This is a genomic window from Enterococcus sp. DIV1368d (genome assembly GCF_050542975.1).
Lineage (GTDB): Bacteria > Bacillota > Bacilli > Lactobacillales > Enterococcaceae > Enterococcus_D > Enterococcus_D casseliflavus.
In genome coordinates this window covers 358,909-385,882 of record NZ_CP172939.1, presented here as the reverse complement: position 1 = coordinate 385,882, position 26,974 = coordinate 358,909, and the positions used below count along the sequence as shown (strand labels likewise).

General features: G+C 43.9%; 25 protein-coding genes, 1 riboswitch and 1 other annotated feature (1 of these 27 cut by a window edge). Of the genes, 8 read left to right on the top strand and 17 right to left on the bottom strand.

Going from position 1 to position 26,974, the window contains the following annotated elements; all coding sequences use genetic code 11:
• Positions 1-180 (bottom strand) — a binding site (T-box leader); it reaches 59 nt to the left of the window's first position.
• A gap of 121 nt (positions 181-301) precedes the next feature.
• From IGJ44_RS01830 to IGJ44_RS01820, 3 genes are read right to left on the bottom strand one after another with little or no spacing between them, the layout of a single operon-like run.
• Positions 302-826 (bottom strand): transcription repressor NadR, encoded by a 525-nt coding sequence (locus IGJ44_RS01830; RefSeq protein ID WP_005227206.1) that lies wholly within the window; start codon positions 824-826, stop codon positions 302-304.
• Entirely contained in the window at positions 823-1,671 is an 849-nt protein-coding gene (locus IGJ44_RS01825; RefSeq protein WP_430606053.1) for a chorismate mutase, read from the bottom strand. The genes IGJ44_RS01830 and IGJ44_RS01825 overlap by 4 nt, the downstream gene beginning before the upstream one ends.
• A gap of 13 nt (positions 1,672-1,684) precedes the next feature.
• Positions 1,685-2,377 carry an NAD-dependent protein deacylase gene (locus IGJ44_RS01820; RefSeq protein WP_167826646.1) on the bottom strand — a complete coding sequence of 231 codons (693 nt, stop codon included), beginning with the start codon at positions 2,375-2,377 and terminating at the stop codon, positions 1,685-1,687.
• 157 nt (positions 2,378-2,534) lie between these two features.
• Between IGJ44_RS01820 and IGJ44_RS01815 the strand changes: the two genes are divergently transcribed.
• Both IGJ44_RS01815 and IGJ44_RS01810 read left to right on the top strand, forming a co-directional pair.
• On the top strand, positions 2,535-3,203 hold the full coding sequence (locus IGJ44_RS01815; RefSeq protein ID WP_167826645.1) for a response regulator transcription factor: 669 nt from the start codon (positions 2,535-2,537) through the stop codon (positions 3,201-3,203).
• A gap of 14 nt (positions 3,204-3,217) precedes the next feature.
• Entirely contained in the window at positions 3,218-4,123 is a 906-nt protein-coding gene (locus IGJ44_RS01810; protein ID WP_167826644.1) for a sensor histidine kinase, read from the top strand.
• Positions 4,124-4,198: 75 nt separating this feature from the next.
• Here IGJ44_RS01810 and IGJ44_RS01805 read toward each other — a convergent pair whose 3' ends face one another.
• Both IGJ44_RS01805 and IGJ44_RS01800 read right to left on the bottom strand, forming a co-directional pair.
• Entirely contained in the window at positions 4,199-4,960 is a 762-nt protein-coding gene (locus IGJ44_RS01805; RefSeq protein WP_185080145.1) for an ABC transporter permease, read from the bottom strand.
• Position 4,961: 1 nt separating this feature from the next.
• Complete coding sequence (locus IGJ44_RS01800) at positions 4,962-5,879, bottom strand: ABC transporter ATP-binding protein (protein ID WP_167826643.1); 918 nt, start codon at positions 5,877-5,879, stop codon at positions 4,962-4,964.
• A 316-nt stretch (positions 5,880-6,195) separates the two neighbouring features.
• Between IGJ44_RS01800 and IGJ44_RS01795 the strand changes: the two genes are divergently transcribed.
• The 6 genes from IGJ44_RS01795 (at position 6,196) to IGJ44_RS01770 (ending at position 13,171) form a co-directional block, all read left to right on the top strand.
• Positions 6,196-6,498 carry a hypothetical protein gene (locus tag IGJ44_RS01795; RefSeq protein ID WP_005227198.1) on the top strand — a complete coding sequence of 101 codons (303 nt, stop codon included), beginning with the start codon at positions 6,196-6,198 and terminating at the stop codon, positions 6,496-6,498.
• A 147-nt stretch (positions 6,499-6,645) separates the two neighbouring features.
• A riboswitch (Lysine riboswitch) is annotated at positions 6,646-6,819 on the top strand.
• A 115-nt stretch (positions 6,820-6,934) separates the two neighbouring features.
• Positions 6,935-8,524: an ABC transporter permease subunit gene (locus IGJ44_RS01790; protein ID WP_016609561.1), complete on the top strand. Its 1,590-nt coding sequence runs from the start codon at positions 6,935-6,937 to the stop codon at positions 8,522-8,524.
• A gap of 11 nt (positions 8,525-8,535) precedes the next feature.
• Entirely contained in the window at positions 8,536-9,270 is a 735-nt protein-coding gene (locus IGJ44_RS01785; protein WP_005227196.1) for an amino acid ABC transporter ATP-binding protein, read from the top strand.
• A gap of 204 nt (positions 9,271-9,474) precedes the next feature.
• A complete protein-coding gene (brnQ, locus tag IGJ44_RS01780) occupies positions 9,475-10,827 on the top strand; it encodes a branched-chain amino acid transport system II carrier protein (protein WP_142967975.1) in 1,353 nt (450 codons plus the stop codon).
• A gap of 118 nt (positions 10,828-10,945) precedes the next feature.
• Positions 10,946-12,451 carry a helix-turn-helix domain-containing protein gene (locus IGJ44_RS01775; protein WP_005227194.1) on the top strand — a complete coding sequence of 502 codons (1,506 nt, stop codon included), beginning with the start codon at positions 10,946-10,948 and terminating at the stop codon, positions 12,449-12,451.
• Positions 12,452-12,811: 360 nt separating this feature from the next.
• Positions 12,812-13,171 carry an iron chaperone gene (locus IGJ44_RS01770; protein WP_142967974.1) on the top strand — a complete coding sequence of 120 codons (360 nt, stop codon included), beginning with the start codon at positions 12,812-12,814 and terminating at the stop codon, positions 13,169-13,171.
• 63 nt (positions 13,172-13,234) lie between these two features.
• On the opposite strand, the gene IGJ44_RS01765 is transcribed toward IGJ44_RS01770, so the two are convergent.
• The 12 genes from IGJ44_RS01765 to IGJ44_RS01710 all read right to left on the bottom strand — a co-directional run bounded on the left by IGJ44_RS01765 (position 13,235) and on the right by IGJ44_RS01710 (position 26,345).
• Positions 13,235-13,588 (bottom strand): hypothetical protein, encoded by a 354-nt coding sequence (locus IGJ44_RS01765; RefSeq protein WP_005227192.1) that lies wholly within the window; start codon positions 13,586-13,588, stop codon positions 13,235-13,237.
• Positions 13,589-13,696: 108 nt separating this feature from the next.
• Positions 13,697-14,155, bottom strand: a complete 459-nt coding sequence (locus tag IGJ44_RS01760; protein WP_074535364.1) for a low molecular weight protein-tyrosine-phosphatase — start codon at positions 14,153-14,155, stop codon at positions 13,697-13,699.
• 3 nt (positions 14,156-14,158) lie between these two features.
• Entirely contained in the window at positions 14,159-14,728 is a 570-nt protein-coding gene (locus tag IGJ44_RS01755; RefSeq protein WP_142967973.1) for a TetR/AcrR family transcriptional regulator, read from the bottom strand.
• 207 nt (positions 14,729-14,935) lie between these two features.
• Entirely contained in the window at positions 14,936-16,396 is a 1,461-nt protein-coding gene (locus tag IGJ44_RS01750) for a helix-turn-helix domain-containing protein (RefSeq protein WP_010748665.1), read from the bottom strand.
• A complete protein-coding gene (locus IGJ44_RS01745) occupies positions 16,374-16,865 on the bottom strand; it encodes a hypothetical protein (protein ID WP_015508844.1) in 492 nt (163 codons plus the stop codon). The genes IGJ44_RS01750 and IGJ44_RS01745 overlap by 23 nt, the downstream gene beginning before the upstream one ends.
• 44 nt (positions 16,866-16,909) lie before the next feature.
• Positions 16,910-17,710: a class A sortase gene (locus tag IGJ44_RS01740; RefSeq protein ID WP_167826701.1), complete on the bottom strand. Its 801-nt coding sequence runs from the start codon at positions 17,708-17,710 to the stop codon at positions 16,910-16,912.
• Entirely contained in the window at positions 17,700-18,782 is a 1,083-nt protein-coding gene (locus IGJ44_RS01735) for a DUF916 and DUF3324 domain-containing protein (protein WP_015508842.1), read from the bottom strand. The genes IGJ44_RS01740 and IGJ44_RS01735 overlap by 11 nt, the downstream gene beginning before the upstream one ends.
• Before the next feature lie 67 nt (positions 18,783-18,849).
• Entirely contained in the window at positions 18,850-19,590 is a 741-nt protein-coding gene (locus IGJ44_RS01730) for a WxL domain-containing protein (protein ID WP_142967971.1), read from the bottom strand.
• Positions 19,591-19,601: 11 nt separating this feature from the next.
• Positions 19,602-20,402, bottom strand: coding sequence for a WxL domain-containing protein (locus IGJ44_RS01725; RefSeq protein WP_167826642.1), 801 nt, complete (start codon positions 20,400-20,402; stop codon positions 19,602-19,604).
• Positions 20,403-20,447: 45 nt separating this feature from the next.
• A complete protein-coding gene (locus IGJ44_RS01720; protein ID WP_167826641.1) occupies positions 20,448-21,161 on the bottom strand; it encodes a WxL domain-containing protein in 714 nt (237 codons plus the stop codon).
• Complete coding sequence (locus IGJ44_RS01715) at positions 21,094-21,462, bottom strand: LPXTG cell wall anchor domain-containing protein (RefSeq protein ID WP_010748658.1); 369 nt, start codon at positions 21,460-21,462, stop codon at positions 21,094-21,096. The genes IGJ44_RS01720 and IGJ44_RS01715 overlap by 68 nt, the downstream gene beginning before the upstream one ends.
• A gap of 14 nt (positions 21,463-21,476) precedes the next feature.
• Complete coding sequence (locus tag IGJ44_RS01710; protein WP_338325573.1) at positions 21,477-26,345, bottom strand: hypothetical protein; 4,869 nt, start codon at positions 26,343-26,345, stop codon at positions 21,477-21,479.
• Positions 26,346-26,974: the final 629 nt, after the last annotated feature.

Genomic DNA, 26,974 nt, shown 5'->3' with positions numbered 1-26,974 from the left:
CAACGTCTAGTCGTGCTAGAGATTGGTGCACTTTGTAACGGTAGTGCGCATCCGTGATTGCCTACTTATCGACAATCAATCCTCCAAGGCCATTTTTCATCGCTTCTGACTTGACTCTTTCCACCAACCAGAGTCTCTCTTTGAAGTATCCGCGGTTACTTTCCTTCTCAACAGATTCATTATTCTTGTTGAAGAGTACTTTACTGGAAAATGAACGCCTTGTCAACAAAAAATCACAATTTTTTCATCTGAGGATTTGCCAAGACTTCCGCAAAGCGTCCTTGCCAGAATGGTTTACGCCTCAATTTTGATAGAGCATGCCTTTTTCTGCTAACTGTTGTTTGGCTTTTTCCAGAGCCGCAGGATCGGTGTAGCGCAACGTATGCAAGTGTACCCCATTGGTTAAATCTGAGAGCAAGCGGGCTTCTGCATGTTTGGTTTTGTTGATGAAATCAGTCACGTCTTGGTCTGTTTGGATCTGCAAATTGCCAGTGATCTCTCCATAGATCTCATGTTCAACGATGACATCGACCACTTCCACACCACAAGCGACAAAGATTCGCAATTCTTCTTCCGTTTGTTCAGGTCGATGCTGCACTGCGAGCTTGCTGACATGTCCTGCCTCATCCAACAGCGCTTGCAGCCGATAGCCGCGAGCCGTAGCCACAATCGCTTCACCAGCTGCTCGCAATAAGGCAATGTCCCCAACGATGATTTGACGGCTGACTCCGAGGGATTCTGCCAGTTTGCTGGCACTGATCGCTTTGTCCGCTTGCTTCAATGCCGCTAAAATGTTTTCTCGACGTGTTCCTCCATCCATACTCATTCCTCCAATTGATTCTCTTGATAGGTTTTTGAGTGGTTCATAATTGATTGAAACATAGCCAAAATCGTTTCTTCATAGGTTTGATTAGAAATCGCCTGCCGAATGTTTTCCAGCACTTTCTCTTCACGATTTTCATCTAATACTGGCAATTGACTGCTTTTCTTCAATTGTACGATTTCGTTGACCGTGCTCATACGTTTTTCCAAAAGATGCGTGAGTTGCCAATCAACGTCATCGATCGCTGCCCGCTGAACAGCCAAGGGATCTTGCTGATTGTTTTCTTCTTCTAAGTCGATCGTCTTGATGACCCGTGCTGGATTTCCCGCCAACACGACATTGTCGGGGAATGATTTGGTAACGACACTGCCAGCCCCTACCACGACATTGTTGCCTAAGCGGACCCCTGGCAAAATCGTGGCCGCGCCACCGATCCACGCGTTATCGCCAATCACGATCGGTGCCCCTAATTCTAAGCCGCTATTTCGTTTGACCGGATGCAATGGATGAGTCGCCGTAAACAACCGAACATTGGGTGCCAGCATACAGTTGTCACCAAAGGTAATTGGACAAACATCTAATAGCACACAGTCGTAGTTCGCATAGAAGTTTTTGCCGACAGAAATATTGTAGCCATAATCAAAGCGGACATTCGGTTCGATATAGATTCGACCAGTCACAGAGCCGAAAGTTTCTTTTAGTAACTGCTCTTTGATTTTTGTATCAGTTTCTTGGTTGATCAGGTTCATTTGTTCACGGGCATATTTTCGATCTGCCACCAATTCTGGATCTGGGGAAAAGTACAATTCGCCAGCAATCATTTTCTCTTTTTCGGTACGTTGTGTCATATCATAAACTCCTTCATTCAATTTTCTGGAAAAACGTTTCGGCTGCTGCGGTCAACATGCCATATTCATTCGGGATCGTCAATGGTTCCTTATTGATGACCAACACCTGCTGGCTGTAATCGACTAGCCCTGCAAAAGGATAGACTTGCAGCGAAGTCCCCACGACCACCGTCAGGTCGGCTTGAGCAACGGATTGAATGGCTCCTTCAATGGTTTCATCCGTAAATCCTTCCCCATAAAGCACGATCGCTGGCCGGATCTGACCACCACATCCTGCATGGTGCCAATCCTCCAAATACGCTTGCCACGGTACCGAATTGCCGCATTTTCGGCAATAGCAGTTGTACAAGGAGCCGTGAAAATCAATTCTTTGGTGACTGCCTGCTTTTTCATGCAAGCCATCGATGTTTTGCGAAACAACCCAAACGGTTTTCTTCGCTTGCAGCTCAGCCATTTTTTGATGAATGATATTAGGCTGGGCTTGAGGATGGTAGAGGTGTTTGACGAACTGATAAAATGTTTCCGGTTCGTTTTCTAAACAGTCATGACTTAACAAATACTCTGGCTGGGCCACTCCTTGATAGACCCCTTTTAAGGAGCGGTAATCAGGAATGCCCGATGGGGTCGAAACACCGGCACCCGTCAAAAAGGTCACGGATGGTGCGGCGGTGACCGCTGCGATTGCTTGCTCAATAGATACCTTCATCGTTCTAACTTCCTTTATGGCTTTTCTCTTATTCTAACCGAAAAAGAACCGTTTTTGCGAAAAATCAGCCATTTTCTTTTTTAAAAGCAACTAATGCTTTTTCGTGCGGAATTGCTTATAATAGATGCAACAAATGCAAGGAGAATGGGAAAACCAAATGAAAATTTTGATTATCGAAGACAATCATGAGATCAGCGAAATGTTGGCTACTATTTTAGCAGCTGACTATACTGTCCAGCAAGCCTATTCAGGCACGGAAGGTCTGCTACTTTTTCAGCAAGATGCTTTCGACTTGATTTTGCTAGATCGAATGCTCCCTGGTAAAGATGGGACACAAGTCTTGCAAGAGATTCGCCAAACCTCCACGGTCCCCGTCATTATCTTGACTGCCTTAGATGAACCAGCCGATGTTTCCACCCTTTTGCTGGCGGGTGCCAATGATTACTTGACCAAACCCTTCAATGTCGAAGAATTAAAAGCCCGTATCATTGTTCAGTTGCGCACAAATAAACAAGCCCCTCCTGTTGCCAGCAGCCTCTCGTATAAAAACATTCAACTGTTGCCTGACTCGTTTCAGCTGCAACGAGGAGAAGCAACGGTTCAGTTGAAGAAAAAGGAGTTTGAGATTTTTTCCCTGCTCTTAGCCAACCCCAAAAAAGTTTATACGAAAGAAATGCTCTATGAAGCTGTTTGGCAAGAACCCTATTACGGTGAAGAAAACACGATCAATGTCCATATCAGCCATTTACGCAGCAAAATCAAAACACTCGATCCAGAGGAAGCGTATATCGATACTGTCTGGGGCATCGGCATCAAGCTAGCTTAAAAAGGAGGAACCTCATGCATATACTTCAGTTTTTCGCTGCCTTGATCGTTGCTTTATTGATCGGTTACTGGCTATTTTTACTGTATGATCTGAAAAAGTACCACCAACAATTAGCAAGAATCAGCGAAATCGAAACAAATCAAGAGATCCATTTGCAGACCCGAGTGCCCGCTTTAAAAGCGATCGCCTTGTTAAACAATCAGATACTTAGAAAAAATAAGCAGCAACACTATCAAATGCTGCAAGAAAACCAGCAATTGGAACAAGCCATTCAAAATATCTCTCACGACTTGCGCACACCTTTAACGGTCGCCAGCGGCTACACACAACTGCTGCAAGCCGATACGACCCTCAACAATCAACAGCTGCAGCTGTTGGAAAAAGTCAGCAGTAACCTAGAAAAAGTCGAAAATCATCTGGAACAGTTATTGACCTATCAGCGCCTCAAAGACAATCAACTGGCTTTGACCTTAGAAGAATTCGATCTTTCTCGTTTGCTGGAGGAGGAACTGCTCCAGCTCTATCCTTCTTTTGAGGAAAACCATTTATCACTGACGGTTGCGATCCAACCCAATATCATGATCATTTCAGATAAAAAAAGTTGGCAGCGTATTTTTCAAAATGTCCTTGGTAATCTGCTGGAACATGGCAATGAAACGGGAACGATCCGCTTGAAACAACAAGGAGATCGCATCGTTTTCCAACAGGAAAATCAGCTGAGGACACCGATTCAGCACCCAGAAAAATTGACTCACCGCTTTTATACGGAAGACCTTTCACGGCACAAACAGCAAGCTGGACTTGGTCTGTATATCATCGCGGCATTGACTCATGCATTAGCTGGCGAGATTCAACTGGATACAACCGAAGAGACGTTTCGTTTGACTTTGGCTTGGCAGCAGTCTGCTAAGTCCCATTAAACACTGGCTACACGGACAAAAACGCCCAACAGTCAGACCTTTTGCGGTCGGTCCTGTTGGACGTTTTTCTTTTCTTTATAATTCTTGTCTCTTAAACACCAGATGTGCAGCCAAAAGACAAAGCAACAAACTAATCAGACTCCCAACAAAAATTGGTTGAACCATTTCCCACGTTTTAAAAGTGGTCATAGTCACCATCTCTAATCCGCCTTGGAAATCCAAGTATTCTAAGAATTTCCAGGTTGGCAAAGAAAAACGTGCAATCGCAAAGCCCATCGGAATAAAGATCGTCGCCAACACGCTGACTGCTGTATTTTTGGTCAAATACAACACCAACAAGGCAAAGGATGAGGTAGCCAGTAAGATCAATACAAAGCCAGCAAAATAATACAATAAGTTTTCTAGCTGAGAGATGTCTTCAAAGCCGGTACCGCCAATGATCGTTCCCGCAACAAAGCTCACTAAGCAAATAGCCAAAATTTGCAAGACAAGTACCAACGCATACACCAAGAATTTTCCAAAGAGATAGGCGGGTTTAGAAACACCGACGGTAATGATATTCTTCATCGTCCCTTTCGTGTACTCACTCCCTAAAACTTGCATCACTAACGGCAGTGAATAATACAATAACATGGAAGACAGGCTGGTCTGGATCGCAAGAAAGCCCGTCATTTCGGCAAGGCTGCCTGTGGTTTGCGTACTATCTCCCAGGGTGACTCCCACGTCACCATTTGAAACAACCGCTAAAATCACCAACAATAAAATAATTCCTTCTGTGATCCAAAAACTTTTACTTTTAGATAAACGATACAAATCTGCTCGAATAAAATTCAACATCTTAATTTCCCCCTTCACTTGTCACTAACTCTTTGAAATACGACTCTAGATTTTCCCCTTCAAAAGAAATCTGGTCGATAGCGATCCCTTCATAAACCAATTGACGGATTAGATCACGAATCAATACATTTTCTTGGTAGATGTGGATCTTGTGGTCACTGACAACTTTATATTCAGAAATCAGCTGACTGTCCAGTAAGCGGCTAGCTGTGGCTACATCATCGACTTCTAATTGAATAAACCGTTTCGCCATCAGATCGAATTCGTGTTTGGTCATCTCTTTGATCAGACGCCCCTCACTAATGACCCCAAAGCGTGTAGCCACTAAGTACAGCTCTTCTAAAATATGGCTGGAGATCAAAATCGTCATGCCGCGTTCTTGATTCAATCGTAAAAGCAGCTCTCGAAATTCAACGATCGCGACAGGATCCAAGCCATTGATCGGTTCATCTAAAATTAGAAAATCTGGCTGATTCAACAAAGCAATCGCTAAGCCCAGTTTTTGTTTCATCCCTAAAGAAAAATCACGGTATTTCTTGTTGCCGACATTGGTCAAACCAACAAACGCCAGTGCTTTACTAACGGCATCAGGTTCCACCACCCCGCTGATTTTGCAATAATAGTTCAAATTTTGTTCAGCCGTCAATTGGTCGTAAGCGACTGGAGTCTCAATCACATTACCGACCCGTTTCAGCATCTGGACGTACGCTTTGCCGCCTTCAACACCAAACAATTGCAGACTGCCACTGGTGGGTTGGATCAACTGCACGATCGCTTTTAGTAAGGTCGTCTTCCCAGCACCATTTCTCCCTACCAATCCATAAATATCTCCCTTGGCGATCGTTAGATCGACATCATGCAGCGCCAGCTGCTTGCCGTAACGCTTGTTTAACCCTTTGATTTTAAGAACATTTTCCATTTCTACTTCCTCCTTGCTTGCTTCTGTGATCATTCTAGCAAGCAGATCTAAATCAGCTATTAACTAATTATTAATTGATTCTTAACTCGTAGTTTTTTGCAAAAAAACAACTTATTTCTATTATACACAGCTGAAAATGCACCTTTTGAAGAAAATCCCTCTTTGGCAGCAACCCCTCTAGCAATAAATATAGCAAACGATCATTTTGCTGCAGCTTTTGCGCTTTGTTTTTTGCCTCACAAAGAAAGAGATTCCTTCATGACAAGGAACAAAAAACGTGGTAAACTAGTCACGAATCAAAGTGAGGTGAAATACATTGGTAGCAGCTATTATTTATTGGGCAATGATCATTATCAGTTTCGGTTGGTTGGCAGTCAGCTTATATTTCTCTATCTTCTATTTAGCACGTAAAGAAAATGGCAATTTATGGGCATTTGGCTTTTTAAATGTCATCACAGCAATCATTCAAGCCATCGTCCTTGTGGTTTACCGTACCTTAGGACAAGATTGGGGCGTTACACAATACTCAAGCCTCATCTATCTAGCACTTGGCTTATTGCTTGGCTTGACAGTCATCCAAGCTGTTTTAGGCCGTGAACCAAAAGCGAAAGTCGCTTAAGGGTTCCAATAGACACTCGTAAAAACGATCCGCTTTCTCTTTGATAAAAATAGGGAAATGGTCGTTTTTTTGTTAAAAAGAATTGACATTTGGGTGCTTTTCTTCTAAACTCTGAGAAGAATCAAATTAAATACGAGTACCCTTTAACATTTAGGTAGAGGTCGCGAGGTTCATTAATCCTGCTGAGTGAAGCAACACGTTTACAGCAGAGCTAGGGAACATCGCCGAAACAAGATCGGTTTTGCTTGCATCGATTTTGTTGGGCCGCAAATGAACAATTTGCGGACTGTCTTAGCTTGTCTAAGTTGCGCTATGTTTTGTGAAAGGTTTGTCGACGATGACCTGTCAACAGCCGTTTTCCAATCATGGAGTACGGCTGTTTTTTTGCTTTTTCATCCTTACCTGCTTGTCCAACTCGTGAAAGGAAAGAGATAAAATGAAAAAAAATAATTGGATCTGGGCGGTCTTCGCCCTCTGTCTAACCCTCATTCAGCTGCCCCTAACCGTGCAAGCGGATGACCAAACGCCTGCGGAACAATTCCGTGTCGGTATGGAGGCAGGCTATGCCCCCTTCAACTGGACGCAAACGACGGACGCCAATGGTGCCGTGCCGATTTCTGGGGAAGAAGGCTCGGCGTTTGCCGGCGGTTACGATGTCCAGATCGCCAAACGAATCGCTGAAGGTTTAGGCAAGGAATTAGTGATCGTTAAAACCCAATGGGACGGTCTGCCGCCAGCTTTACAAGCGGGGACTATCGATGCCGTCATCGCTGGTATGTCACCAACTGCCGAACGCCGCGAGCAAATTGATTTTACCGATCCTTACTATGAATCCGACTTGGTGGTCGTAGTACGTAAAGATGGGGCATTCGCCGATGCCAAAAGCCTCGCCGATCTTTCGGGGGCAAAAATCACTGCTCAGCTGAATACCTTCCATTATACGGTCATTGATCAAATCCCTGAGGTCCAAAAAGAACAAGCCATGCGGGACTTCTCCTCCATGCGCGTTGCTTTAGCTTCGGGCATCATTGACGGCTACGTCAGCGAACGACCAGAAGGCGTCACTGCCGTCGGGGCAAATCCTGATTTGAAGATGGTCGAGTTCGATGAAGGGGCTGGTTTTGAAACCAACCCAGAAGACGTCCAAGTAGCAGTCGGGATGCGCAAAGGCGACCCCGATGTTGAAAAAGTCAATGAGATCCTTGCAGGAATCTCTGAAGAAGAACGGGTTTCCCTGATGGATCAAGCAGTCTTAGATCAGCCTGCAGATGCCAGCGGAGAAACGGCGGATCAAGGCCTGATCGCTGATTTCAAAAAAATCATTGATGATTACGGCATGCTCTTTTTACGAGGCGCTGGCTTGACCTTATTCATCGCGATCCTTTCAACGATCATCGGATTGATCATCGGTCTTTTAGTCGGTATCTTCCGGACACTGCCGCTTTCAGAAAATCCAGTAGGACGTTTCTTCCAACGAATCGTCAACGGCCTGCTGACCATCTATATCGAAGTTTTCCGCGGTACCCCAATGATGGTTCAGGCAATGGTTATTTTCTACGGAACGGCTCTAGCCTTTGGTGTCTCCATGAATCGCACGCTGGCAGCTGTGCTGATCGTTTCTATCAATACGGGTGCCTACATGTCTGAAATCGTTCGTGGGGGGATTTTTGCTGTAGATGACGGCCAATTTGAAGCAGCTCAAGCGATCGGAATGACTCATTGGCAAACCATGATCAAAGTCGTGTTGCCGCAAGTAATGCGCAATATTTTACCAGCTACCGGAAATGAGATCATTATCAACATCAAAGATACTGCCGTCTTAAGTGTTATCAGTGTTGCGGACCTCTTCTTCCAAGGTACATCAGCCGCTGGAACGAACTTCCAATACTTCCAAACATTTGCGATCATCGGTGTGATCTACTTAGTCTTGACCATCAGTGCCACCCAGATCTTGCGCTTTGTTGAACGCAAAATGGATGGTCCCAGTGCGTATGTCAAATTAGAAGACATCAACCCGAACGAATAAGGAGGAAGAACATGTCAGCAATCATTGAAATTGACCATTTAAAAAAGAGTTTTGGCGACAACGAAGTCTTAAAAGACATCAGTTTGTCTGTTAATAAAGGAGAAGTTGTCACGATCATCGGTTCTTCTGGTTCAGGAAAGTCCACACTTCTTCGCTGCATCAACTTGTTAGAAAAACCAACCAGTGGGCAAATCATCTACTTAGGTGAAAATGTGCTGGAAAAAGGCTATGATTTGCCGAAATACCGTACGCATCTAGGAATGGTTTTCCAATCCTTTAACCTATTCAACAATATGAATGTATTAGAAAACTGCGTGACGGGCCAAGTCACTGTTTTGAAACGTGATCGCAAAGAAGCAGAAGCGACTGCCAAAGAAAATCTGGAGCAAGTCGGTATGGCTCAATATGCCAATGCCAAGCCTTCCCAGCTTTCAGGTGGACAAAAACAACGGGTAGCCATTGCCCGTGCCTTATCGATGAATCCAGATGTTATGTTGTTTGATGAGCCGACTTCTGCGCTAGATCCAGAAATGGTCGGTGAAGTGTTGAAGACCATGAATACGTTAGCTCATACTGGCTTGACGATGGTGATCGTTACCCACGAAATGGGCTTTGCCAAAGAAGTGTCTGATCGGGTCATCTTTATGGACCAAGGTGTCATTGCCGAACAAGGGACGCCTGAAGATATCTTTATTCATCCAAAAGAGCAACGCACCAAAGAATTCCTTTCCCGTGTGTTGAATTAATTTTCTGTCTTGAAACACTTAGCGGTCTTCTTCCGAGCTTTTTCGTCCTTTTTCAGTACGCTTGGAAGAATTCAATGCTAAGTGTTTTTTTATTGCAGGAGGTGGAATTGTCAGAATTTATCAAAAAATCACAAAAAACCATTGCTATTTGTTAGAAACTTTGTTATTTTTTTTAAAACTAAGGAATTATAGGAGCTTTCATTTATGGAAAAAAAGTTACAGTTTAAGGATTATATGTATGTTGGATCAATGCTTTTTGGTCTTTTCTTTGGTGCGGGAAATCTGATTTTCCCAGTCCACATGGGACAAGAAGCCGGTGCGAATGTCGGCTTGGCCAATCTTGGCTTTTTAGTAACAGGGATCGGCTTACCGTTTTTAGGGGTGATCGCCATTGGGGTTTCCCAGAGCAGCGGTGTTTTTGAATTAGCTTCTCGAATCAATCGCCGCTATGCAATGATTTTTACGATTTTGCTTTATTTAGTGATCGGGCCGTTCTTTGCTTTGCCCCGTTTGGCTACCACTTCTTATGAGATCGGGATCGCTCCCCATGTTTCATCTGACATGCAAACTTGGTTATTGGCGTTGTTTTCTGCCCTCTTCTTTGGCGCTGCCTGGTGGTTTTCTCGTAAACCAAGCAAAATCTTAGATTATGTAGGGAAATTTTTGAATCCATTATTTCTGGTCTTACTAGGCGTTTTGCTGTTTTTTGCTTTTTGGCAACCTCTAGGAACCATCAGCGATGCGCCGATCTATCCTAGCTATCAAAGCGATGCTTTCTTTACTGGTTTCACCAACGGTTACAATACCCTTGACGCGCTGGCATCTTTAGCCTTCGGGATCATCATCGTCTCGACGATTCGCAATATGGGGGTTGAAAAACCTACGACGGTCGCAAAAGACACGATCCTTTCTGGTTCTGTCAGCATCGTGTTGATGGGGATCATCTATACCTTACTTTCTTATATGGGAACCAAAAGTCTAGGGCAATTTCCTATCAGCGAAAACGGGGGGATCGCTTTAGCACAAATCGCCAACCATTACCTTGGCACTGTCGGCAGTCTGCTGTTGGCTTTGATCGTTATCTCCGCTTGTTTAAAAACTGCCATTGGTTTGATCACGGCTTTTTCCGAAACCTTTGCTGGATTGTTTCCCAAGCAAAGCTACGGGTTCTTTATCGCTTTGACAAGTATCTTGCCAGCGATCTTCGCCAATGTCGGCTTGACCAATATCATCGAGTTTTCTATTCCAGTCTTGATGTTTATCTATCCACTGGCGATCACGTTGATTTTGTTGGCGATCATCAGTCCCTTGTTTCATCATCGTGCCAGTGTCTATCGAATGACGACATACTTCACATTGATCGCTGCAATCATCGACGGCTTAAATGCAAGTCCTGCAATGATTACCAACAATGCTTTCGTGCAAGGAATCTTGTCTTTTGCATCAGATTATCTGCCTTTCTTCCAAATCGGGATGGGGTGGGTCGTACCGGCTGCGATCGGATTTTTGATCGGTTTGCTATGGTCGTGGTTCAAAAAAGACCCTGTTTCAGCCTAAATTAGTTAAAAAGATGAAAATAACCTACCTTTTTTTAAAGGGTAGGCTATTTTTTTGATTAAAAAGACTGACAGTTTCGTAAAAAAAAGATACAATAGAGCCACAAAGGAGGATACCTATGTTTTATGAAGAACTTATGATGGACCCGCAAACATTAATTAAATTTAAAATATTCCGGCGTATGCTGACTCTGCAAAACCCTAGCCACCCAATCGCACAATTGGCAAAGGAAATGGAGTTAAGCTACCAACAAGCTTTTATAGAGTTGACTGAGATCGACCAAGATCTAACTGAGTTAACTCCGGATCATATGTCGATACTCGGTCGTGGCGGTAAATTACAGCCTCAGAATATCGCGGTAACGATCGATGAATACCGCTTCTATTTATTGAATAAAAGCGTTCCGTTCTTATATGTTCTTTACATGCTGAATGAAGACCATCCTACGATCACGGATTTTTGTGCAAAATACGATGTCAGTCGTTCAACGGTGTCTCGCAAATTTGAACATCTAAAAAAACATTTGAAGCAATTTCAGCTTCGCTTTACGTACACTGAATCAAACTTGGTGGGCGATGAGCGTCTTGTGCGGCTCTCCCTATTCAATATCATTTGGTTAGGTACTCGTGGAATAGAATGGCCATTTGCGATCGCTGAGAGTGAGACAGAAAAAATGGTGGATCGATTCACGGAGTATTTCCCAATGACTCATTCTTATCTTGGCCGATTAGAGTTGAAGTATTTCGCCGCCTTGATTCTTTTACGAATCAAAAAAGGAAATTTTGCCAAATACGACAAGCGGTACAATTTCCTAATGAAAAATAATCCATATTTCGATTTTGAGCGTTTGACACAAGTCGTTGATCCTGAAGTTTCAATGACAGACAAACAATTAAAAGGCGAATCAGGGTTTATTTACTTGATGGCGCAAATCTTCCCATTCTATTTGAGTCCTGAAGAAGAAGCGTTGCAACAAACCTTGCAATTCTTTTCAAGCAAACAAAACCCAGTTTATCCATTAGTCGCAGACTTGTTAGCAGAGATGAAAGCAACCTTCTTTGCTTCACAACCTGGCCTGTTAGACGAGCCATTGGTCGTGGGCAATTTAATCAATGTGACTTTCGGCAACTACGTTTTCCGTCAGCCGTTTCCAAATATCTATCGCTTGCTGACGCCATCGATCAATCGCGGGTCTGCTGAAGAGCAGCTGCAGCAAAAAATCGATGAATTCTTAACGAGCTATCGCGAAGAATCCGCGGTGGACTATATCAACGATGAAAACCAAGAGCAGATGGCAACGATGTATACCCACGCCCTGCTGCCGTTTTATGATCAAATCCGTTATTCGAATCGTTTACGGGTAGGGGTTGCGTTAGAAGACAATTTCTTAGTCGTTCAAGGATTGAATCAATTCTTACATGACTTGACCTTCGTAGCAGCAGAACCTTATGATCTAAACCAGCAAGAAAACTATGATGTCATCGTTAGTTCCAATCAGTTGATGAAAAAACTCAAACCAGAAAAAATGAGTTATATTTGGGATTATGCGGCAGATGATCGGCAATACATTGATTTGTATCGTACCTTGAAAAACCGTTTTGATGAAAAGAACCTTTCTCTGTAATCAAACCGTTACGGTTTCTTAAGAACTTCCGAAAAGATTTGTCACAAAATATTCATATTTATCTCGTATACTCTATGTATACCAACAAACAACCCTAACTAACACTTTTTCATTTTTAACTCCTTCCCGTCGGCCACCCACCGACGGGTCTTTTTTTGCTTCTTTTCGCAGCCAGCAAACTTAAACACTTTCCAATCTTTTCTCCACAAAAAATTCATATTTGAACAGTATAGTATACATAACCCAACAAACAACCCTAACTAACACTTTTCATTTTTACTCCTTGCCTGTCAGCTACCCACTGACAGGCTCCTTTTTTTCTTACGGGGTTTGCCGTATACTAAAGGCAGGAGGTGTCCTATGACAAAAGCCATTACGACAGTTGACCAATACATTGCAGCAGCTCCAGCAGAACGACAAGCGATTTTAAGAAAGGTCCGTCAAACCATCAAAGCCGTTTTACCTGAAGCGGTTGAAAAAATCAGTTATCAAATGCCTACCTATCATCAGGGAGAAACTATCGTGCATTTTGCCTGCGCCAAACAGCATCTTGGCTTTTATCCCACGCCTTCTGCGATCACGGCCTTCCAAGAAGACCTACAACCCTACAAAACCAGTAAAGGGGCGGTCCAGTTTTCTTTTGCACAGCCGATCCCTTACGAACTGATCGCTGTGATGACCGCTTGGCGACTCGCAGAAGTCAAAAACAAGCACGCTTAACCAGCAATAAAAAAACCGCTGTGTCTAATGACGCAGCGGTTTTTTTGCTATGCACAGGCTTGTTTACAAGCCAGGTTTTGTATTCAAGGTGCTAACTTTCAGCACATGATGCAGGGGAATAATCCGCAGCTGCTGACGGTCGCTTTGCAATTTCAAGACAACTTGTTCTTTTGCTACCGTTTTGCCGACGATCCAGCCGGTAACGGTTTCAAAACCACCCAATTTCTCTGTTTTTACTTGCAGCACGACCAGGTGCTTGGCAGCGGCTGCCTCTTGCAGCGTTCGCTGGATTTCTTTGACTTTTTCAGACTGATTCTTCTTGTCAGCATCATCACTGAAAAAGGTATCCAGCAACGTTGTGGATGTCATCACAATGAGTTTGCCCAATTGTTTGATGGGCGATGGTTTCTTTTCCATTGGACATTCCTTTCTGCGCGTTGCAGCAGTTTATAAAAACCACACATACGTTCGCATTTCCATGGTTCTATTTTAGCAAATTTTTGGTAAAATACAAGCGAACACGCCTTATTTTTCAGAAGAAATAACCTCTAGCCAAAAAGGAATTCCTTCTTGTAGCAGTTGATAGGTCTCTTCGAAATCTCCTGTATAATAAGGATCTGGTACTTCCGCGGTTTCTTTGCCAGGAACAACACTCAAATACGAACGAATCTTTGCGGTGGTATCGGCAGGTGCCAGCGCTTGAAGTGTTTCAACATTGCTTTGATCCATACCGATGATCCAGTCAAATTTGGCAAAGTCTGCTTCCGTGATCTGCCGTGAAATGAGTCCCTCGCTGGATAAGCCTGCTTGACGCAATCTTTTTTTGGTTCCGGGATGAGCAGAATGTCCGACTTCCCATGAGCTGGTCGCTGCCGAATCGATCTGCCAATCCAATTTGCGTTTTGCTATTTCTGCTTTATAAATAGCTTCTGCCATGGGGGAACGGCAAATATTACCTAAACAAACAAATAAAACTTTCGTCATCGCTCACTGCTCCTCTTTTTCATAGATTTGGTGGCCAAAAAATTCCACATCCTTCGCCAAACGAAACAATTGCGTTGCAATCTCTAAAGGGGTCTCTGGAAAGTCGTTGTGAATCCAATTTTCCAAAATGCCTCCGCAGCCGTAGGAAAAGAACCGGCTATAAAATAGAATGTCTTGTTTCGTCAATTGTTGCTCTTGATCGAACTCCAAGAACAAGCGCTGAAAAAGCGGTTCTGTGATCTGTAGAAATCCGTTCATTAAGATTTCGCGGTCATAAGCCAGTGATTTGCGGTAAAAGGCCGGCGCTTGTTTCATTGCTTTCAGCATGCGCAAGGCGGCTTCTTCCCAGTTATCAAGGGAGACATCTTCTGTCGTCAAAAAAATCAGGGCATCTTGCCGATAGATCCATTGGATCAAAGCTTTTTTATCAGGAAAATGGTAGTAAAACGTCTGCCGATTGACTTGCGCCTTTTCGGCGATCTCCTGTACGCTGATTTTATTCACTTCTTTGGTCTCACAAAGGGTGATCAATGTCTGGCCAATCACAGCCTTCGTTTGTTTCCCATCCATCATAGGGCACCTCTTTTTCTTCTCCTTCTATCATACCAAATTTTCCTGCAAAAAAAAATCCTATCAAATGGTCCTTTTTCACAGACCTTACCCGAAACCTTCATCAGAGCAATAGATTCTTGGCGCTTTTTAAATAGGACAGGTTTCTACAAAAAACGCCTGCCTCCATTTGTGGCAGACGTTGCTTTCGATAGTTAAACGGCAGGTTGCTCATTGTGCCATTTTGGTTTGAAACTGTTCTCTTCGAATCACACTGACTTTTTCAGTGAAATTGGCCCAGTCGATGGGTCTAGGTGGTGCCAGCCATAAGATATGGTCGATCCCCAATGCACCATAAAAGGGTAAGTTTGAAAGAATCAGATGCGTATGATCATCTGGGTAACTTTGGAATTGGACATTTAAATCGAGGATTTTTTCGATATTCTTTTGGATCATCTGATTGTAGGAATCGCCAAATGAAAAGTCCACGCAGACATACAAGGGAACCAAAATCTCTTTTAGCGGAATCGTGGAAATCAACAGAATCAGGTACCTGAAAAACAAAAACTCTTTATTGTTCCATAAGATCGGCCGGTTGCGGCTTTCTTCCAGATAGTTACGGCAAAAGGCAGCATATTCTGGATAGGTTTCAAGAAAATACGTCACATCCATATATTGGTATTCATAGCGAGAACTAAAGGAAAACGACAAGAGCTGATAATGGATCGTTGTCGTTTCAGCATGAAGAAGTGCCAACGTATCTGCGGTTAAGGAAAACTGCTGTTGGACGGCCTGAATAAAATGCTCGTTTAATTGTTGGATATAGGTTTGTTCTTGATCGATGTAGCTATTGTTGTCGATCAGCCAGCCCTCAACGATCAAAAAGCGCAAAATATCTCGAGCTTCACGCTCTAGCACTTCTTGATCGGTGATCGTCAAAATCTCCTGCAGCCAGCGTTTCAATTCCTCAATGATCACGAGATGTTTGGGCAAGACTAAATCATTTTCCACGCTGTTTTGCAGGTAATGACCATTCGTCATCCGTGCCAAAACGATTCCTAGATAATGTTTCTTGCGAATCCGCATGCGAGCAGACTGTTCTGGTTTAAGCCAGGTGCTTTCATTAAAACGATCAAAGGTCTTTTCTTTTTCCAGGATTTCTTTTGGAAAAGGGGAATGATTCAGATAGTATTCCTTCATAAAAAAGAGGAAAATAAATTCCCTGATCTCACTTTCCTCCCCAACCAGCTGAAATTCTTTCGTCACTTCAATATCATATTCTTTCAAGATCAGTTTGAACTGTTTAAATTCTTTATAGACGGGATTATGGCTTAAATAGTGATTGGTGGCAAATTCGTATAAAGAAGACAATTGCTCAAAAAAACATTCTTTCAACATGGAAAATTTCAACGCTTGATCCAAATAATAGGTCAGCAGTGTATCGGAAGTTGCCAGGCCCGAGGCATTCAGTTTAATGACCGTCCCATCGGTCACGATCTCAAATTCCTCGTTCAATCCGAGTTCATAAAAATCAAGATTCAATTCTTGAACGGTTTTGTTGATCAAAAATTCCGACATGGTCAATTGGTCCATCAATGTTTCCTTCGTTTCCGAAAGAGCGACTGCGTTTTCCAAATATTGCAGCATCACCAATTTTCGTTTGTCCGCCTTATTCAAAAATGTCACAAACATGCGTTTTCAAGCCTCCATTGTTTTTTTGGCCATAAAGGACGTTTCCTGAAAATAAGTAGCACAAGCTGGCAAGATAAGAAGGCTTATCATCGCCATCACCATCTGTATTATTTCCTGGCAGTGCTAGATCGACGTTCAAACGATCCGGCGCAAAGACATCCTCCAGCATGACTCGTTGGGCAAAATGTTTTTGCTTTTCCAAAAAACTGCTTTCTGACAGTGAGGATCGCTCCGGCTCTTTTTTCGGAACGGTTTCTGGTTCAGGCGCGGGTTGTTCTTTGGATTCTTCCATTTCAGTTGGCGGTTCCTCCACTTTTTCTGGTATTTCTTCTGGTGGGTCCGTCGGGACGATTTCTTCTGAGGGGTCCAGCGGATTATAAATGGTCGCAAAAACGACTTGTTCTGTAACAAGATCGATCATTCCGATAATCATGCACGCACCAATGACAAAGCCAAATCTGCGTTTCATTTTATTCACCCTCCTTATCATCAGCGCATCTTCTGATGATGTTTCTACGACGCTGAACGGTCCAACAACTTATGGGCGCCCAGCAGACATCCACTAATTATAAATAAAATAACAAATAAAATAAACCAATTTTTCATTGATTGTTGTTTCCATACCGTTTCTTGTTTTTCAACCATCACTTTTGCTGCTTTCGTCGTGCTGATTGTCGCCGCTGGTTTTTGTGGGTGATCGGCAGTTGCCTGCTCAACAGGAATCGCTGTCAGCACGTATCGTTCTTCTGTTCGAGTAGGCGTAGGACAAGTGATCAAGGTCAATTTTGGTGTCTGTTCTTCCTCTAGCACCGACAAGTCCGACTCGTCTACGATTTTTTTATCCGTGATGATATACTGTTGACTCTCCTCGAGATAGGTCACTGATACTTCCATCCCCACCTGTGCTTCTAGCAATTGACCAAATAACAAACTTTGTCTACCAAGATGATGCCCTAAAACGACAAAATTGCTATTTTTCAACGAACGTTCGGGAAACATCACGACGCCGCCTCTCAGCAGCTGTTGATTCGTTAGTCCCACCAACAGCGGCTGCTGGAAATCGATCGCCTCGATTGCGACAAAGCCGTACCCAGTGATCGTTGCCGACTGCGGAGCCAATACATCCCCTAGAGCCGGCATTTGAATCGTTTCTTCTTCTGGAATCGTTGTCGGCAGCTGGGTCGCTATCGTCAATTCGCTTGTGCGTAATTGCCAACTGACGATGCTTTCTTTTAAAAAAGGCAGTGCCAGCAAAAGGATACCTACGATGATCAAGCCATCGATCAAGCATTTCTCAAGGTGCTCACGCTTCATCCGTTTCATTTTTTTTCTTTCGTCGGTACCATAAAAGCAGCAGCAAGGCGAGTAGTAGCAACAGTCCGCCGATCAAGAAATAAAGCCATGTGTAATCTGTTTCGATCGTCACATCTTTCTTATTAAGATCACGTGCGACCTCTCCCGTCACTGTAAATTCTTTTTCGAAGGTCCATTTATAGAGATAGCTTTCTTCTTCGCCTTCTTCATTTTCAATTTTGTATTGCCCTTCATCGCTTTTTCCACCATAGGCAACGGAAGTCAACACGTAGGTCCCTGCTTCTAAACGTTGTCCTTCTAAAGAGATTGGGTACGAGAAGTTGGAATTAGGTGCCATTTGCATTCGTGAGGTATCCGAAGAATACAAGACGTCGCTATCACCTTTTTTCTTCACTTCATTGATCAGGCGTAATGAATTCAAGTAAGCTGCTTCAGGATTTTGAAGGGTGACATTGATAGTATTTCGGGCGTTGACTTGACCTGGTCCAACATCCAGCAGTTTTAGATCCGGGGAAACTTCTGTTGTGTTTTGACGCAGTAAAATCGCAACGACATAGGCATACTCATTCTTGATAGCTAACCCTTGCTCTTCTTCACTGTCAGCAGTATCGGTTTCCTCTGTCGTCTCTTTTAAAGTCAATCCGCCTGCGATGACCCCTTCAAAGGATTCTGAAGGCATGGTGATCTTTAAGGGCAAGGTGATTTGGGATTGTTTGGGGATCGTGATCTCTTCATCCACTTCAATCAAATCAGCCATATCATAAGGCAAGGTTTCGTCCGCTTCGATGTCGTTTTCGCCATATTCCACGACTCCGTTTAAGTTTGTGGTAGCTGAAGCGATCACTGGCGCGATGACGACCTCTTGATCGGTGTCATTACGCAATTGGACTTCAACGGTTTGTACCGTACCCGGCGCCATTTTCAAGTCAAAATAAGTTTTTTCTTTATCGATTTGATTTTCTGGAATTACGGGATTGACGGCAAAGTTAAATTCAGAAGCGGTTCCTATCGTTGGTACAAAAAAGAAAATACTTGCGAATAGGAGCGCCAAAAGCTGGTTGATTTTTTTCATGATGGATGTCCCTTCTTTCTATGTATTCTCCTTGAACCACGAAAGGGTTCAAGGAGAAAGCTGGTACTTATGGGTTTGTTGGTGTGTCTGTCAGTAACCAAGTAAACGTGGTGTTGTATTGGCTGGCATATTTTGTCGTTGAGCCTGGAACTTCCAACTCAATGCTATCCATAGCTGCAGCTAAACTATCGCCCCAGCTCATTAGATAGGTCCCTGCCCCTTCGCCATCTTGGGCACTCATCACTAAGGATTGGGCACCATTTGGATTCAATGTGATCGTTGAACTCACATTTGATGGTTTTGGTGACAAGGAAGGTGTTACTACAGTTCCCTTCGTCAAGCGAATTTGCGCGGCGGTCAATTCTTGATCTTCTGCTGTTTTGAACTGACCATTTTGGCGAACATTCAATGTCCAACCGCTCTCTGTTCCCCGATTGTCTGTCACTTGGACAAAATTTGGTCCTTCTTGATTATCACCAACTGAATCCACATATTTTTGGGTTTCCGCATGGTAGATCTCTGTTTTTGAGGTGATTTTTTGCGTGCCAAAGTAAAGGCTTGAAGCAAAATCAATCGATAGCGGTCCGTTGGTTCCTGGATTTGGTCCATCTGGGTCCGTTGGGTCAACTGGTTTGATCGGATTTTCTGGATCTGGGTCTGTTGGACTGATTGGATTGGTTGGGTCTGTATTTGGTTCAAAAGTGATCTGTCCGTTTGAATTGTATTCTGCGCTGTCCGCTGCTTGTGCCAGTACAGGAGCAGCGAAGCTTAGCCCTAATACTGAGAGAAATGCTAGTGTTTTTTTCATGTCTATACTCCTTATCCTTCCGTTCCTGGTGTATCTGATAATACCCAAGTTAGTGTAGTCGTGTAGCTAACGGCATCTTTTGGTGTGCTGCCGGGTACAGAAAGTGCGACTGCTTTGGTAACATCTGCTTGTACTTCTTGGCCATCCTTATCTATTTCAGTGACCATCTCAACGCTTCCCCAGGCGTTGACCCATGTTCCAGCACCCGTTTGATTTGCTGCGGTCATCACCACTGATTCAGCACCTGCTGCATCCAATGTGATCGTCGCTTCTGCCACTGGAGCAGTAACGCCGACCGCATTTGATTTAACGGCAGGACTTGTTAGGGTAATGACAGAACCAGTCAATTCTTGATTCAACGTCGATTCGTTTTTGAATTGACCATTTTGCTTCACAGACAACCGCCAACCGGCATTACTACCGCGATTATCCGTTACTTGAACATAATTGGCAGTTTTTAATGTAGAAGCTGTGTCATCGTCATTCAAATACCCTTGTGCTCGTGCATAATAGACTTCGTTTTTATTGGAGATTTTATTGACACCAAAATCTAAGCTAGAGGCATAATCGATCGATAACGGGCCATTTGTTCCAGGGTTTGGTCCATCTGGATCGGTTGGATCCACAGGATTGACTGGGTTTTCTGGATCTGGATTTTCTGGATTGACTGGGTTCGTCGGATCGGTATTTGGAATAAAATCAACCGCCCCATTTGAGGTGTAAGAAGCCGCTTCAGCTGCTGAAACCTCAGTTGCTGCACTCGCTGCTGCCAATACGGCAAGACTTAAAAAGACCCATGCTGTTTTTTTCATTTCTATTTGACACTCCTTTATCTGTTTTACTGAAAATCAGTGATTTTAATTGCTTTCAGGGACATTCTTTAAATTCCAAGTCAATGTCGTCCGATACTCTTTGGCTAATTTTACGGAACTGCCTGGTACATTTAATTTTACTGCCGTTGATCCTTCCGTTGCATCGTTCCCAAACTTGTAGATCCAAGTGCCCATTCCTTTTCCGACAGGTGCGTTGGCCAATGTGATTTCACTATCGGGTACAAAGGTATGATTTGCCGTAACCGTTGGTGCATACTGCATATCGGTGACCGAAGTTGCTGCACCTGAGGCGATCGATAATGAAGCCCCGACTAGTTCTTCGTCATCAGCCGTTTTGAATTGTCCGTTTTGCACAACGCTCAATGACCAGCCTTCTTGCGTTCCTCGTTTATCTGTTACTTGCACATAGTTTGGTCCAGCAGCGCCAGCTGTGAACTCTTGTAGCTGTGCGTAATAATCTTTTGTTTCGGAAGTGATCAGTTGGTTGCCAAATTGAAAGCTTGAAGCAAAATCGATCGATAATGGTCCAGCTGTTCCAGGGTTTGGTCCATCTGGATCGGTTGGATCGACGGGATCCACCGGTTTTTCTGGATCGGTCGGATCAACTGGATTGGTTGGATTCGGGTCCGCTTCAAAAGTGATTGCTCCATTTGAGGTGTATTCAGCGGCATTAACGGTTGTTGGTAACAGAGCAGTGCTCATCAATAGAATGCCTGCCGTCAAGAAAAGTTTTTTCATTTTTTGTTCTCCTTTTGATTAAAATGATTCCTGCTGCCAACAAAACGACAAGACCACTGCTTTGATAGCTATTAAAGTGATCCGACCCTGTTGCCGGCAGAATGTTGTTGCCTTTTTGATTTACTTGTTTATTCCCTGGCTGTTCTTTTACGGGCTCTTCTGGCTCCTCAACTGGTTCTTCATAGACACCGAAAAAGGAAGTAATGCCATTGCTGTCATAGGCACCTGCTTCGGCTGCTGAAACGAGCTGAGGAAACATTAATAGACAGCCAGCAATAATACCGATCATGATTTTTTTCATTTATTTTCCTGCCTTTATGGGTTGCCAGGTGCCGAAACTAGCTGCCAGCTCAAGGTTCCTTGATAGTCCCCGACTTTTTGCTGTTCGACTGGAACGGTAAGCTTGATTCCTTCATTCTGACTTTCGCCCCAGTGCTGATTCACGACGTATGTGCCATTTTCTGTCAATTCCGTTTCCTCGATGATCATTTCCCCACTGGTTATCATCTGTTCTTGACCGTTTGTCACAAAGCGGAAGACATCGGTTAATTGATCTGTCCCATCCGTTAATGGCTGTTGCTCTTTGACCGTCAAGCGCCATGGACTCCGTTCAGACCCTCTCGTATCTTTCACTGCTAGCTCGCCTGTGATCGTTGGCCAATAATCTTGTGTTTCTGTAGCAACTTTCTGCTGCCCAAAATCAAAGTCTGTTGGCACACTGCTTAAAATAAGCTCGCCGGCAACTGCGACATTGACGACTTTTTCTGCCCGTTGACTGCCTGCTTCATAATGGTAAGCCGTTGACACATTTTTCAACAGCTCATCTTCCGTTGCTTGCTGGATCGCGGCAAAAGCTTGTGGATCGACAGTCGGTGGTACATTTGCCCGATTATCTGCAAAAATCGTGGTTGCTTGGGTATAGTCTGCCAAAGCGGCTTCATCTGTCAGTGCCGTTGCTTCTGGTAAGGTCAAACGGACATCTTTTGCATAGACGGCAAATTGCCGATCAGCAGAAATGACACTTTCATTTTTGACCACCACCAGATTCACGGTAGTTTCTGCCTGATTCTGATCGTTTTCCCCTACGGAAAAAGTGACCGCTTGTTTGCGGTAGACCGCTGTTTCTAACGGTTCTTGAATCGCAGCTAAGACCTCATCTGTCAGCGTATCCTTAAAGAAAGGACGCCCGCTGGCTTCGAGATAAGTCACGGCTTGTTCTTTTGTCAGCGATTGTGCCTCCTGCTCTGTAAGGATCACATTGCGGGCTTGGACTTCCGCCTTATTTGAGTAGCGGACACTGATATCGTAACTATACTCCCCATCAGGACTCGTCCAATCAACTGGCTCTGAATCTGGTTGTTCCGTCAACTGCTGATCCGTGCTATCCAGCTTGCTGGATTTGATTTGACCCGCATAGACCCATGAACCGGACGTTTGGGTTTCCGGTGTAAACGTCAATGTTGGCAATTGCGTTACCGTGTAGGGAATCAATAAACGCCCTTTTTGCACCTGCGTCCCCGCCTGCTCAGTTCCCCATGCTTGCAAAGTCAGCGGCGTATTGTTCTCTTTGACTGCCGTTACATTGTGACTAATGGCACCGATCCCATTCGCGACTCCGGGTGTTTCGACTTCGTAGTTAATGATCGAACCTGGTATTGCAATACCGTACCCATTGGCTGCATTGGTCACATCGTTGTCCCCGATGAAGGTTTTCCCAGTCGCTTTTTCGATCCCGCTGAAATTGATTGGCGTGATCGCTGCAGCATTAGCAGCAGTTGGATTTATGGTCAGTACTTGATAGGCACTAACCGCCCCAAACCACGTTCCTTGACTGTTGACTCGAGAACCTGCATCATTGGTCGTCGTTTTCAGCCACGTTAAATGATCTTTATCCGTATCTGGTGTGGCGAAATCCGAGAGATTGATTCGCCCCGTTCCCGGCGGCGACTCGATCGTCCCTTTGTCTTCTACCGTTAACTTCGCCCCTGAAATCAAATTCGTTGCGGAAGAAATCCCGATACCAGCATCTTTGGAAAGATGGATGTCACCGAACTGATGATAGGTCGTTGCGTGATTGGCAGCAGTCGCTGAACGGCCATTTTTGATGTCTCCCCCATTGGCCATCAGCTTGATGCCGTTTGTCACATTCAATTCGGTAAAGTTGACGATCCCCAGACCCGTCACAGCGATTGGATCAGTTTGATAAGAAGCTGTCCCATCGACATTTTCACCAAAGTTCATCTTCACTTGATTACTGCTGTTGGCTACGATCGTGTTCGTAAAGTTATCTGACGCGTTTCCGCCTGAGATCCCATTGATACTTTTGGCTCCTTGAAGTCGCATCTCGACATCTCTTAAAATTTGATTGGAAGAAATATTGGAATAATACGTGGTGTATAAATTCCCGATACTTGATCCTTCCGCCTGGATATTCATATAAATTTTGCCGCTTCTCGTATTGCTAGCAGTCCGTCCGCCATCACCATAGATCGTTGCCCCATTCAGCGCATCTGACCCCGGCTTTGTGTAAATGTTCAATGTAATCGTATTGGAGCTGTCGGTCCCAACGATATTTGTACTGTTAAACGGATTACCGCCTGAGATGTTCGTTCCAGAAGGAAGGGCAAACTCACCATCGTAATTTCTCAAATCCAATGTCAAACTGGCATTTCCTAATAACCGTCCATTGTTCGTAACACCGCCTGAAAAACCATTAGACCCTGTACGCGGAGTACCTGAGAAGTTTCCGCCAAACACTCGATTATCTGAGTTTCCGTTAATGGTGTGGGAAGAAGCGACACCATAAGAGGCACCGAGTGAGGCATTGATCACCCCATCATAAACCGTTACTGCGACATTGCCGGTCACTAATAAGTCATCCCAGCCGCCACCAGATAAAAACCAGTCTACTTGCCCATTATTTACTGTCGTTCGTCCATCTCCGTAAACACGGCGTCCAGTATAGCCTGTTCCTTCTAGCGTATCGACGATCCCAGAGTTCAAAGTATTGGAAGAATTTCCCTCAATGACACCTGAGAAGGAACCACCGTAGGTCCAGCGAGCAACCGTGTTATTCAAGATCGTTTTGGTATTCCCTTTAATATAGATATCCCAAGCTGTTCCTGGATAACCGCCGCCACCAACGATATCCCATCCAGATGAATAACCTCTCGTTTTATTGCTCGTTGAGTAATCTAGATTTGTCGGTCTGGTGCCTGTGTAAGCAATCCCATCTCCCCCAGGACTACCATCCGAAGTGATCGTACCAACTTCAATCGTCGTATTTCCCTCAACATAGCCGCCTCGACCAGCTGCCGTCGAATAAATCGCACCGTTTGAAAAGGACCCGCTGACTAGATGAGAAGTGATATCGCCATAAACTTTAAAACTTGCCGCTGCTTCTGCCAGTGCTGCTCGTTGCTCAGGAGTATAATTGTCATACGTCGTCGTATTCGAAGCCCCCATTGAACTTTGAGTCAAGGTACTAACGTTGTTTCCCCCACCGCCGTTAAAATCACCAATTCCGCCAACGCTGGCACTCGGTCCCGCTTTCACGGTGTTGACGATGTTTCCTGTGATGGTACCAGTATTCCGGTTGCCACCTTCAAATTCACTCCGTCCAGTGGAATAGCTGCTGGCATCAAGGTTGGTCACGATGGCATCCTTAGAACGGTCAGAGCCGATGTTGCCATAAAATGAACCGCCTACAAACCGATTGGATATCCCTGACCAACCGCCAGCACCCGAGATCGTACTGCGGATCGTTCCATTGATGTTGCCATATTGAACGCCACCAGCAAAAGTACTTAAACGGAAGCTTGCATTGGTGGTTTGAATCGTCGTTTCAACATTGCCTGTCACATTGGCTGTATTGGAAGCGTTTGTTCCAAAACCACCGCCATAATAACTACCTAAGGTCCCATTCAAACGATTGATCGTGACACTGGTATTCCCATCAATCGTACCGATATTGGCACCTCCAGCGATCGTACTGATATTACCTACTGTATTATTTACGACAATCGCTGTATTCCCGGTCAACGTACCACCGTTTTGATTCCCCCCATAAATGTTCCAAGTTCCTGAACCTGTCGCATTCAATGTGATTGTTGGGTTTCCCGAAAGGTCGCCATTGTTGCTTCCCCCATAAATCGCAAGACCATTCCCGGTGGACCCACCGTTCAATGAAAGGCTATACCCATTCATGTACATCCTCGTACCACTATAATTGAGGTTTCGAATCACTACATCAGAACCGAAGTAAATGTCCGTGCCAAGTGCAACCGTGCGACTCCCAGTGGTCAACGTTGTTGCATCTGTGATGGGATCATCACTATGCCCTGTGATGATCAAGCGGCTGACTTTTCCTTGTAGCGCATAAAAAGTCATGTTCGTATTATCGACTGTGGCTGGAATCGTCTTTGAAGTCAGATTCGTTGGCAGTGATAGCGATCCACCCGAGCCAACATACAAAGCAAATTCTTGGCCATTGCCGTTTTGATACATATCAAACAACGCTTGACGAATGCCTTCAGCACTATTGGTGTATTCCGCATATGCTGATCCATCTCCAGCTGGGCTTGGTACAGCGATCACTTTCGTTTTATCGGCTTCTGCAATGATCTCTTTGATCGATTGCTCTGCCAATGAGATGTCCGCCGCTCTTGCCTTAACCGTCGGTTTAAAAACAGCAGTTAAGGTTTGGTTCTCCGTGAGAATCAATTCGGTCAACGCTTGACTTGTATAGACCGTGCCATCTAACGACCAGCCTTCAAAAGCAGTATCATCTTCGAAAACTGGCAACTCACTTTCTTTTAGTGCTTCCCCTTTGTTTTTGCTGATCTGAGTGCGGGTTTCCCCGGTAGCAAATAGATGCTCCGTGTCTGTCAGAAAGGTCACCTGTACTTCTTCTGCAGCTTCCGATGAAGCTTCTGTTTCAGATGAAGCTGTGTCAGTGGCTCCTGTAGACGAATCTGTCGAAGCAGGTTCACTAGATGCTTGCACTTCAGTTTCGTTCGTCTCTTCCAGACTGTCGATCGATGAAACGACAGGGTCAGAAGAAGACATACTTTGTTCTTCACTTGTTTTTGTAACACTTTCGGCTTGTGCCACTACCATTGCATATGAAAAACACGGACCTGATGTTAGTAGAAAAACAAGTAAAGTTGTTAAAAACCGTTTCACTTTATCCCTCCTATCTTAAAAAAATAAACGTATCGCGCAGTGCACGCCCTGTGTTACAACTCTTAGTTTAGCGAGTTGGCGAAAGAGAATTATAATTCTTTTTTTCTTCCATTCAAAATTATGATTATAATTGATTTTTCATAATTCTGATTTTTGTAACTTCCACATCTTAGAGCTATCTGTGACTCATCGATTGAAAAAAAGCGCAAATTATCAGGATGAACCATCGATTCTTTTCAAAAAAATGCTTTTCTCTTTCATAAATCATACAAAAAACGAGGGATAAATCAACACTCATAATTAAATTAAGATGAGAAAAATAAATAAAAAGTTAAAATATTTGACAAAATTCAGCGGCACAAAACTCTCTTCTAACGACCTAAAATAATAAGTTAAAAGAGCGCTTCCTATCTTCTGACTGTAGATAATGATAATGTTATAATCAAAAATGAATAAAAAACGTTATTTAAAAATTCCATTGCATATAAAATAACAAAATAAAAATTATTATTTTTTTTATAAATCACTGATTTTGATAAAATAAGTAAAGTTATTTTTGAAATAACGCAAAAAAAGCCTCAAACAGCGTTCTCTGTTTGAGGCTTTTTCAACTCTTTTTCCTTTAATGG

Coding starts and splice junctions, on each gene's coding strand:
- IGJ44_RS01830 (WP_005227206.1), bottom strand. CDS start 826: ATGAGTATGGATGGAGGAACACGTCGAGAAAACATTTTAGCGGCATTG.
- IGJ44_RS01825 (WP_430606053.1), bottom strand. CDS start 1,671: ATGACACAACGTACCGAAAAAGAGAAAATGATTGCTGGCGAATTGTAC.
- IGJ44_RS01820 (WP_167826646.1), bottom strand. CDS start 2,377: ATGAAGGTATCTATTGAGCAAGCAATCGCAGCGGTCACCGCCGCACCA.
- IGJ44_RS01815 (WP_167826645.1), top strand. CDS start 2,535: ATGAAAATTTTGATTATCGAAGACAATCATGAGATCAGCGAAATGTTG.
- IGJ44_RS01810 (WP_167826644.1), top strand. CDS start 3,218: ATGCATATACTTCAGTTTTTCGCTGCCTTGATCGTTGCTTTATTGATC.
- IGJ44_RS01805 (WP_185080145.1), bottom strand. CDS start 4,960: ATGTTGAATTTTATTCGAGCAGATTTGTATCGTTTATCTAAAAGTAAA.
- IGJ44_RS01800 (WP_167826643.1), bottom strand. CDS start 5,879: ATGGAAAATGTTCTTAAAATCAAAGGGTTAAACAAGCGTTACGGCAAG.
- IGJ44_RS01790 (WP_016609561.1), top strand. CDS start 6,935: ATGAAAAAAAATAATTGGATCTGGGCGGTCTTCGCCCTCTGTCTAACC.
- IGJ44_RS01785 (WP_005227196.1), top strand. CDS start 8,536: ATGTCAGCAATCATTGAAATTGACCATTTAAAAAAGAGTTTTGGCGAC.
- brnQ (WP_142967975.1), top strand. CDS start 9,475: ATGGAAAAAAAGTTACAGTTTAAGGATTATATGTATGTTGGATCAATG.
- IGJ44_RS01775 (WP_005227194.1), top strand. CDS start 10,946: ATGTTTTATGAAGAACTTATGATGGACCCGCAAACATTAATTAAATTT.
- IGJ44_RS01770 (WP_142967974.1), top strand. CDS start 12,812: ATGACAAAAGCCATTACGACAGTTGACCAATACATTGCAGCAGCTCCA.
- IGJ44_RS01765 (WP_005227192.1), bottom strand. CDS start 13,588: ATGGAAAAGAAACCATCGCCCATCAAACAATTGGGCAAACTCATTGTG.
- IGJ44_RS01760 (WP_074535364.1), bottom strand. CDS start 14,155: ATGACGAAAGTTTTATTTGTTTGTTTAGGTAATATTTGCCGTTCCCCC.
- IGJ44_RS01755 (WP_142967973.1), bottom strand. CDS start 14,728: ATGATGGATGGGAAACAAACGAAGGCTGTGATTGGCCAGACATTGATC.
- IGJ44_RS01750 (WP_010748665.1), bottom strand. CDS start 16,396: ATGTTTGTGACATTTTTGAATAAGGCGGACAAACGAAAATTGGTGATG.
- IGJ44_RS01745 (WP_015508844.1), bottom strand. CDS start 16,865: ATGAAACGCAGATTTGGCTTTGTCATTGGTGCGTGCATGATTATCGGA.
- IGJ44_RS01740 (WP_167826701.1), bottom strand. CDS start 17,710: ATGAAGCGTGAGCACCTTGAGAAATGCTTGATCGATGGCTTGATCATC.
- IGJ44_RS01735 (WP_015508842.1), bottom strand. CDS start 18,782: ATGAAAAAAATCAACCAGCTTTTGGCGCTCCTATTCGCAAGTATTTTC.
- IGJ44_RS01730 (WP_142967971.1), bottom strand. CDS start 19,590: ATGAAAAAAACACTAGCATTTCTCTCAGTATTAGGGCTAAGCTTCGCT.
- IGJ44_RS01725 (WP_167826642.1), bottom strand. CDS start 20,402: ATGAAAAAAACAGCATGGGTCTTTTTAAGTCTTGCCGTATTGGCAGCA.
- IGJ44_RS01720 (WP_167826641.1), bottom strand. CDS start 21,161: ATGAAAAAACTTTTCTTGACGGCAGGCATTCTATTGATGAGCACTGCT.
- IGJ44_RS01715 (WP_010748658.1), bottom strand. CDS start 21,462: ATGAAAAAAATCATGATCGGTATTATTGCTGGCTGTCTATTAATGTTT.